The 2,317-nt window shown below is 72.2% G+C and carries 2 protein-coding genes and 2 pseudogenes; 2 read left to right on the top strand and 2 right to left on the bottom strand.

Translation table 11 applies throughout. The features are described 5' to 3' along the window. Together R6V09_RS51165 and R6V09_RS51160 are read left to right on the top strand one after the other, a co-directional pair. Window positions 1-385 (top strand): annotated as a pseudogene (locus tag R6V09_RS51165) (pyridoxal phosphate-dependent aminotransferase); the annotation flags it as partial. Further along, the gene (locus R6V09_RS51160) at window positions 382-1,440 is read left to right on the top strand and encodes an MBL fold metallo-hydrolase (protein ID WP_317888254.1); all 1,059 of its coding nucleotides are present in this window, start codon (window positions 382-384) and stop codon (window positions 1,438-1,440) included. The pseudogene R6V09_RS51165 and the gene R6V09_RS51160, both read left to right, overlap by 4 nt. 8 nt (window positions 1,441-1,448) lie before the next feature. Here R6V09_RS51160 and R6V09_RS51155 read toward each other — a convergent pair whose 3' ends face one another. Next, window positions 1,449-2,084, bottom strand: coding sequence for a DedA family protein (locus R6V09_RS51155; RefSeq protein ID WP_317888253.1), 636 nt, complete (start codon window positions 2,082-2,084; stop codon window positions 1,449-1,451). Continuing rightward, window positions 2,081-2,317: pseudogene (locus R6V09_RS51150) on the bottom strand (MBL fold metallo-hydrolase); the annotation flags it as partial. The gene R6V09_RS51155 and the pseudogene R6V09_RS51150, both read right to left, overlap by 4 nt.

Here is a 2,317-nt window from a genome sequence, read left to right as displayed (position 1 = left end):
CGTCGCCGCGCACACGGCCGTCACGGGGGCGGGCGCGTTCTCCCGGCCGCCGCAGGCGGGACGTCATCTGTACGTCGATCTCGGGCCGTTGCGTCACGCGCTCGCCCCGCAGGGGGTGGGCGACGCACAGGACCTGGAGGAGTTCCTCACCGCCCGGCTCGGCATGCCCGCGCCCGGCGGCCACCGCTTCGGCGACGACCTGGGCGCGCTACGGGTACGGCTGTCCACCGGACCGCTGCTGGGCCGTACCGACGAGGAACGCGCGGAATGTCTCACGTCACCCTTGCCGTTGGAACTGCCACACGTGCAACGCGCGTTGATGTCCTTGAGGTCGATCTTCGACGATCTCCGCGACGACGCTCAGCGATGGGAGCCTCCTCGATGACGCAGCAGTCCGAGTCGACCACGACGAGTACGACGACCCCGGACGCCGGCCGCACGGCGTCCATGCCCCTGTTCACCCCCTCGTCCCCGCCGCTCGCCGAACCCCGCCCCCTCGGCGAGCGACGCGTATGGCCCCGGACCTTCCACGACCGGCTCACCGCGCCGTTGCCCGGCCTCAAGGCGATCGCCCGCTTCGCCCGCGAGGGCTCCGTACGACCCCGCCCCGAAGGCCTCGCGGACATCCCCCGACTTCCCTTCGCCCCCGAGCCGTTGCCCCGGGTCGACTCCCTGACCGTCGCCGTCACCTGGGCGGGGCACGCCAGTTGGGTGGTGCGCATCGGCGGCCTGACGATCCTCACCGACCCGGTCTGGTCCCGCCGCATCCTCGGCACCCCGGCCCGCATCACCCCCGTGGGCGTGGCCTGGGAGGCACTCCCGCCGATCGACGCCGTCGTCATCAGCCACAACCACTACGATCACCTCGACGCCCCCACCCTGCGCCGACTCCCGCGCCACACCCCGGTGTTCGCGCCGGCCGGCCTCGGCAGCTGGTTCCGCCGCCGCAGATTCACCCGCGTCACCGAACTCGACTGGTGGGAGGCGGCCCAACTCGACGGCGTCCGGCTCGACTTCGTGCCCGCCCACCACTGGTCCAAGCGCAGCCTCACCGACACCTGCCACTCCCTGTGGGGCGGTTGGGTGATGACGGCACCGGACGGACAGCGCGTCTACTTCGCGGGCGACACGGGCTACGGCCACTGGTTCTCCCGCATCGGCCGCCGCTATCCGGGTATCGACCTCGCCCTGCTGCCCATCGGCGCGTACAACCCGCGCTGGTGGCTGAGCGACGTCCACTGCGACCCGGAGGAGGCGGTTCAGGCCGTACAGGATCTGGGCGCGCGACGGATGGCCCCGATGCACTGGGGCACGTTCGTCCTGTCGGCTGAGCCGGTCCTGGAACCGCTGACACGGGTGCGGACGGCCTGGGAGCAAGCGGGTCTGGCGAGGCAGGACCTGTGGGATCTACCGGTGGGAGGCTCAAGAGTGCTTGCCTAGAAGGGAGTTCAGGCGGGAGTTGTCTTCCGCACCCTGCGCCACACGGTCGGCGCCGCGCTGATCACCACGGTCAGCGCGACCGCCGCCACCACACCCTCCCAGGGCTCGGGGAACAGCGAGCCGCCGAGGATGCCGATCAGCTGGTACGTCAACGCCCAGGCCAGACAGGCCGGCGCGTTGCCCCGGGCGAACCGGCGGATCGGCCATTCGGCCAGCAGACAGGCCAGCATCACCGGGATACGGCCGGCCGGCACCAGCCGGGACAGCACCAGCACCGTCACCCCGTGGTCGGTCAGCTTCTCCTGCGCCTGGGCGAGCCGCTCCTCCGGAGCCCGCGCCCGGATCGCCTCCAGCCAGCGCGAGCCGTTCTTCGACCCCATCCCGCGCCGCCCCAGCCAGTACAGGGCGATGTCCCCGAGGAACGCGGCCAGCGACCCCGTCACGAACACCAGCGCCAGCGCGAACGGCGCCGTCTGGTGAAAGGCGACCACGGCCGCCGAACTCACCAGCGCCCCCGTCGGAATCACCGGCACCAGCGCCCCGAACAGCACCAGCAGGAACAACGTCGGGTATCCGATGGCCTGTTGGGTGGATTCGGGCGAGGTCGTCGCCGTCGCGGACAGCGCGTCCGCGATCCAGCTCACCGTGCGACCTCCGGACGTACGCTCTCGCCGTGCCCGAGCCGGTGCACCGCCACCGAGGGCGCGAGCTGTGCCGCGATCCGCACGAACTCGTCGCCCGGCGTGTGGAATTCGTGCGGGCGCACCGCGTCCATCCCGATCGGCCAGTACGTGCCGTAGTGCACCGGCACCGCACTGCGCGGCGCGAGCCGCACCAGCGCCTGGGCCGCGCGCCCCGCGTCAGATGCCCCTCGCCG

This window comes from Streptomyces sp. W16, assembly GCF_033194735.1.
GTDB lineage: Bacteria > Actinomycetota > Actinomycetes > Streptomycetales > Streptomycetaceae > Streptomyces.
This window is presented reverse-complemented; position numbering and strand designations above follow the sequence as displayed.